Genomic DNA, 6,186 nt, shown 5'->3' on the forward strand with positions numbered 1-6,186 from the left:
CACCTCGACCACCAAATCGCTGATGCTGTCGGTGGTTCAAGGCCTGCTGCGGCCGATGCAGGAGAAGATCGTCGGCCGCATCGCGGTGTCCGACCTGGCCCGGCGCTGGCCGATGGAGGCGCTGGGATCGGATGCGGTGGAGATACCCAACGGTGTCGACGTCGCCGCGATGGCCTCTGCGCCGCTGCTCGACGGGTATCCGCGGCCGGCCAAGACGGTGTTGTTCCTGGGCCGCTATGACGAACCCCGCAAAGGCATGGCGGTGCTGATCGATGCGCTGCCCAGGGTGGTCGAGCGCTTCCCGGGCGTGCAAGTCCTGATCGTCGGCCGCGGCAACGAAGACGAACTGCTCGACACGGCCGGCGGCTTGGCCGGCCATCTGCGCTTCCTCGGCCAAGTGGACGACGTCGGCAAGGCGTCCGCGCTGCGCAGCGCCGACGTCTACTGTGCGCCGCACACCGGCGGGGAGAGTTTCGGCATCGTGCTCGTCGAGGCGATGGCTGCCGGCACCCCGGTGGTCGCCAGCGATCTGCACGCGTTCCGGCGGGTGCTGCGTGATGGCGATGCGGGTCGACTGGTGCCGGTCGAAGACAGCGCCGCACTGGCGGCCGGCCTGGTCGCGGTGCTGGAGGACGATTCTTTGGCCGAGCGCTACATCGCGGCGGGCACCGATGCGGTGCGCCGCTACGACTGGTCGGTGGTGGCCAGCCAGATCATGCGGGTCTATGAAACGGTCGCGGGCGCCGGCGCCAAGGTCCAGGTGGCGAGCTGATGATCGTGCTGGTCATCGCGCTAGGCCTGCTGGTGGCGGTGCTGGTCGTGGGTGGTTTTTGGGCGTACGAAACCGCCAATCGGCTCGACCGGCTGCATGTGCGCTACGACCTGTCCTGGCAAGCGTTGGACGGCGCGTTGGCCCGTCGCGCCGTGGTGGCCCGCGCGGTGGCGGCCAGCTCGTCCGCGCCGCAGTTAGCGGCCCTGGCCGACGCCGCCGAATGTGCCCCTCGGCAGGCTCGCGAGGCCTGCGAAAACAGCCTGTCGGCCGCGCTGGCGATCGTCGATCCGGCAGCGATGCCGGCGGGGCTGATCGCCGAGCTGGTCGACGCCGAAGCGCGGGTGTTGCTGGCTCGCCGATTCCACAACGACGCGGTCCGCGACACGCTGGCGCTGCGCGAACGACGGCTGGTTCGATTGCTGCGCTTAGGCGGAACCGCCTCGCTGCCAAGCTATTTCGAGATCGCGGAGCGGTCGCAGGCACTTGCGCAGAGCAAGCGGACTTCGGCGCGGCTGGTGTTGCTTGACGAGACCGGGGCGGTGTTGCTGCTGTGCGGGTCTGACCCGGCCGCGGCGGCGGGGAGCGCGCCGCGGTGGTGGTTCACCGTGGGTGGCCAGGTCGGCGACGGTGAGCCGTTGGCCAAGGCCGCTGCTCGTGAGTTGGCCGAGGAGACCGGTCTGCGTGTGGCTGCGGCCGACATGATCGGCCCGATCTGGCGACGGGAAGCGGTGTTCGACTTCAACGGCTCGGCGATCGACAGCGAGGAATTCTTCTTCGTCTACCGGACCGGACGGTTCGAGCCGTCCGCCGCTGGGCGGACCGAGTTGGAGAACCGCTATATCCACTGCCACCGCTGGTGTGACGCTGCTGACATCGCTGATCTGGTTGCTGCTGGCGAGACGGTGTATCCGTTGCAGCTCGCCGAACTGCTCGCCGAGGCGATTGCGCTGGCCGGCGCGCCGGAGCGGGCCCGCCAGCTGCAGTCCATCCGCTGAGGCACGCGAAATACCATTTGCCGTCGACCACTAGACTTGGTCGCTATGAACAACGGCGGCCCGCAGACTGGAACGGCGCGGGTCAAGCGCGGGATGGCCGAAATGCTCAAGGGCGGCGTCATCATGGACGTCGTCACCCCGGAGCAGGCCCGCATCGCCGAGGGCGCCGGCGCCGTCGCGGTGATGGCGCTGGAACGGGTGCCCGCCGATATCCGCGCCCAGGGCGGTGTGTCGCGGATGAGCGACCCGGACATGATCGAGGGCATCATCGCCGCGGTCACCATTCCGGTGATGGCCAAGGCGCGCATCGGGCACTTCGTCGAGGCGCAGATCCTGCAGAGCCTCGGGGTGGACTACATCGACGAATCCGAGGTGCTCACCCCGGCCGACTACACCCATCACATTGACAAGTGGAAGTTCACTGTGCCGTTCGTCTGCGGCGCCACCAATCTCGGTGAAGCGCTGCGCCGGATCAACGAGGGCGCGGCGATGATCCGCTCGAAAGGTGAAGCCGGCACCGGCGACGTATCCAACGCCACCACCCACATGCGCGCAATCGGGGGAGAGATCCGCCGGCTGGGTTCGTTGTCCGATGACGAGTTGTACGTGGCGGCAAAGGAACTCGCCGCGCCCTACGATTTGGTCGTGGAGGTGGCGCGGGCCGGCAAGCTACCGGTCACGTTGTTCACCGCCGGCGGTATCGCCACCCCGGCTGACGCGGCCATGATGATGCAGCTCGGAGCCGAAGGCGTTTTCGTCGGTTCGGGCATCTTCAAGTCCGGCGACCCGGCCCTGCGCGCCGCCGCGATCGTCAAGGCCACCACGTTCTTTGACGATCCCGACGTGCTTGCCAAGGTGTCCCGCGGGCTGGGTGAGCCGATGGTCGGCATCAACGTGGAGGAGATCGCCGCGCCACATCGCCTGGCGGAACGCGGCTGGTAAGAACTTGTCGATCGAGAAGATTCTTGATCTCGAGCAACTCGAGGTCAACATCTACCGAGGTAGCGTTTTCAGCCCGGAATCGGGTTTCTTTCAGCGCACCTTCGGCGGCCATGTGGCGGGCCAGTCGCTGGTATCGGCTGTGCGAACCGTGAAGCCGGAGTTTCTGGTGCACTCGCTGCACGGGTACTTCATCCGGCCCGGAGATGCCAAGGCGCCCACCATTTTTCTTGTCGAGCGATTGCGTGACGGTGGCTCGTTTTGCACCAGGCGGGTCAACGCCATCCAGCACGGCGAAACCATCTTCTCCATGTCGGCGTCATTCCAGGCCGATCAGGAAGGCATCCACCACCAGGATGCGATGCCGTCGGCGCCGCCACCGGACGATCTGCCTGGACTGAAGTCGATGAAGGTTTTCGACGACGCCGGATTTCGTCAGTTCGGGGAGTGGGACATTCGCATCGTGCCGCGCGATGAACTGCAGCGGTTGCCCGGCAAGGCTTCTCAGCAACAGGTGTGGTTTCGGCACCGCGACCCGCTGCCCGACGACCCGGTGTTGCACATCTGCGCGCTGGCCTACATGAGCGACCTGACCCTGCTGGGATCGGCGCAGGTGAATCACCTTGACGAGCGGTCGCATCTGCAAGTGGCGTCGCTGGACCACGCCATGTGGTTCATGCGGGTCTTTCGGGCCGACGAGTGGCTGCTCTACGACCAGTCCTCGCCGTCGGCGACCGGCGGGCGCTCGCTGTGCCAGGGCAAGATCTTCAATCAATACGGCGAGATGGTGGCCGCGGTGATGCAGGAGGGGCTGACCCGCTTCGCGCGCGGATACCGGCCGGCTGGACAGTGATCCGCATCGGGGTGTTGGCGCTGCAGGGCGACACCCGCGAACACCTGGCCGCGCTGCGCGAGGCCGGGGCTTCTGCGATGCCAGTGCGGCGCCTTGATGAGTTGGACGCCTGTGATGCGCTGGTGATTCCCGGTGGCGAGTCCACCACGATGAGCCATCTGCTGCGCGATCAGGATCTGCTGGAGCCGCTGCGCTTGCGGTTAGCCGACGGGATGCCGGCCTACGGGGCGTGCGCGGGGATGATCCTGTTGGCCAGCGAAATTTTGGACGCCGGCGCCGGTGGGCGGGAGGCGTTGCCGTTGTCAGGCATCGATATGACTGTGCGGCGCAACGCTTTTGGGCGTCAGGTCGACTCGTTCGAAGGCGATGTTGCTTTTAGCGGCTTCGAAGAGCCGGTGCACGCGGTGTTCATCCGCGCGCCGTGGGTCGAGCGGTGTGGCGACGGTGTGCAGGTGCTGGCGACGGCGGCCGGGCACGCCGTCGCGGTGCGGCAGGGCCGGGTGCTCGCCACGGCGTTTCACCCGGAGATGACCGGGGACCGTCGCATCCATCGGTTGTTCGTCGACATCGTCAACGGGGCGGCGTGACGGCTTCGGATATCGCCCCGGGTTTGAGCCGGGGCGTTGCGGTGTAAAAGATACTCACCATTCCGTCATAGAAAGGTCGAGCATGAAGCGAACTGGAGCCGCGGCAATCGCGATCGCCGCGGTGGTGCTCAGCGGCTGCTCTGCGTCACAGATCATCAACACCGGTGGCGACACCAAGTGCAAGGACTTCAAGACGCAGGACGAAAAGAAGCAGGATTCAGAAGTCAGCAAGATGCTCAAAGACAAGAGCGGCAACGAGCCCAACAACCTGGAGGTCTCGGCAACGCGTGCGTCGGCGTTGATTTACTGCCAAACGGTCGGCACACCAGACAGCAAGATCTCCGACGCACCCCACGGCTGACTTGACCACGTTCGACAAGCCGGTCCGCACGTGGCGTGATATCCCGGGCTGGTTTCAGTGGCGTCGGCATCAAGAGGAAGCCGCGGCGCATTTCCCCGACGGCAGTTGGTTTGTCGAGGTGGGCTGCTACTTGGGGCGCAGCATCTGCTCGCTGGGTGAGGTGGTGCGCAGTAGTCACGCCACGACGCGGATCATCGGTGTGGACACCGGCCGGGGGAGTGGACCGGAAGGGCGCGACGACACCGACGCGCACGGGCCCGCAGTTGCGCACGGCGGCGGAACGTTCGCCGGTTTGTTGCACCGCAACATCATCGGCTGCGGCTTGGCCGACACGATTCAGCTGGTGATCAGCGACTCGGTCGGCGCGGCCGCGCTGTTCGCCGACGACTCGCTGGCCTGGGTGCATATCGACGCCCGTCATGACTACCCCAGCGTCGCCGCCGATATCCGGGCATGGGCGCCGAAGGTGGCGCCCGGCGGCTGGTTGTCCGGAGACGACTACCACGCCGAATGGTGGCCCGGTGTGGTCGGCGCGGTCAGCGACACGTTGCCTGATGCGGGCCCCTGGTGGTCGACGCAATGGCGCTGGATCAAACCCGGCTAGCACTTACGCCACATCCGTCACTGCAGTTACCGGAAACGGCCAGGTGGCGCTTTTGCCCGCCTCTGAGCGACAACGTCTCAACGACCGGCCGTTGTCGCTCAGAGGCGGGCACATCGGCTCATCGCCAAGATTCTGTGGCACCTGGGGAAGCTGAGGCGGCGGCTGCCAATCGGTATCCGGCGTCCACGTAGACTCGTCAGGCGAACTTTTAGAGCAACAGAAGAGGTAGTAGAGGAGATGAGCGGCCATTCCAAGTGGGCCACCACCAAGCATCAAAAGGCCGTCAAGGACGCGCGCCGTGGCAAGGAATTCGCCCGGCTGATCAAAAACATCGAGGTCGCCGCGCGCACCGGTGGCGGTGACCCGGCGGGCAACCCGACGCTCTACGACGCCATCCAAAAGGCCAAGAAGAGCTCGGTGCCCAACGACAACATCGAGCGGGCCCGCAAACGCGGCGCCGGCGAAGAGGCCGGCGGCGCCGATTACCAGACCATCACCTACGAGGGCTACGGGCCGAGTGGGGTGGCGGTATTGGTCGAGTGCCTGACCGATAATCGCAACCGCGCGGCCAGCGAGGTCCGGGTGGCGATGACCCGCAACGGCGGCACGATGGCCGACCCGGGGTCAGTGTCATATCTGTTCTCCCGCAAGGGCGTAGTGACTCTGGAGAAGAACGGCCTGACCGAGGACGACGTGCTGACCGCGGTGCTGGAAGCGGGCGCCGAGGACGTTAACGATCTCGACGACAGCTTCGAAATCATTTCCGAGCCAAGCGATTTAGTCGCTGTGCGGACGGCGCTGCAGGACGCCGGGATTGAGTATGACTCCGCCGAGGCGGGCTTTCAACCGTCGGTGAGCGTTCCGGTGGACGTCGACGGGGCGCGCAAGGTGTTCAAGCTGGTCGACGCGCTGGAAGAGAGCGACGACGTGCAGAACGTCTACACCAATATCGATATCTCGGACGAGGTGCTGGCCGCCCTCGACGACGACTAGGCCAGTGACGACGCGACGTCTAGGCGGTTAGCAGGTTAACTCGAATATCGGGCTTCACGTGTTCAGCGGCACGGGCGAGTCG

8 protein-coding genes are annotated in these 6,186 nt (G+C 66.0%); all 8 read left to right on the forward strand.

What is annotated here, in order from left to right; all coding sequences use genetic code 11:
- A partial coding sequence (locus WBF82_RS10265; RefSeq protein ID WP_424382930.1) for a glycosyltransferase family 4 protein occupies positions 1-772 on the forward strand: 772 nt, incomplete at its 5' end.
- On the forward strand, positions 772-1,767 hold the full coding sequence (locus WBF82_RS10270) for an NUDIX hydrolase (RefSeq protein ID WP_424382931.1): 996 nt from the start codon (positions 772-774) through the stop codon (positions 1,765-1,767). The genes WBF82_RS10265 and WBF82_RS10270, both read left to right, overlap by 1 nt.
- Before the next feature lie 45 nt (positions 1,768-1,812).
- Entirely contained in the window at positions 1,813-2,709 is an 897-nt protein-coding gene (gene pdxS / locus WBF82_RS10275; protein ID WP_424382932.1) for a pyridoxal 5'-phosphate synthase lyase subunit PdxS, read from the forward strand.
- A gap of 4 nt (positions 2,710-2,713) precedes the next feature.
- Positions 2,714-3,559, forward strand: a complete 846-nt coding sequence (gene tesB, locus WBF82_RS10280) for an acyl-CoA thioesterase II (RefSeq protein ID WP_424382933.1) — start codon at positions 2,714-2,716, stop codon at positions 3,557-3,559.
- Positions 3,538-4,146 carry a pyridoxal 5'-phosphate synthase glutaminase subunit PdxT gene (pdxT, locus tag WBF82_RS10285; RefSeq protein ID WP_424382937.1) on the forward strand — a complete coding sequence of 203 codons (609 nt, stop codon included), beginning with the start codon at positions 3,538-3,540 and terminating at the stop codon, positions 4,144-4,146. The genes tesB and pdxT overlap by 22 nt, the downstream gene beginning before the upstream one ends.
- An 82-nt stretch (positions 4,147-4,228) precedes the next feature.
- Positions 4,229-4,507, forward strand: coding sequence for a hypothetical protein (locus WBF82_RS10290; RefSeq protein ID WP_424382934.1), 279 nt, complete (start codon positions 4,229-4,231; stop codon positions 4,505-4,507).
- Between the two features lies 1 nt (position 4,508).
- The gene (locus WBF82_RS10295; protein WP_424382935.1) at positions 4,509-5,111 is read left to right on the forward strand and encodes a class I SAM-dependent methyltransferase; all 603 of its coding nucleotides are present in this window, start codon (positions 4,509-4,511) and stop codon (positions 5,109-5,111) included.
- A gap of 237 nt (positions 5,112-5,348) precedes the next feature.
- A complete protein-coding gene (locus tag WBF82_RS10300; protein WP_424382936.1) occupies positions 5,349-6,104 on the forward strand; it encodes a YebC/PmpR family DNA-binding transcriptional regulator in 756 nt (251 codons plus the stop codon).
- Positions 6,105-6,186 lie beyond the last annotated feature (82 nt).

Source organism: Mycobacterium sp., from assembly GCF_049673265.1.
In the GTDB taxonomy this organism is placed as follows: Bacteria; Actinomycetota; Actinomycetes; order Mycobacteriales; family Mycobacteriaceae; genus Mycobacterium.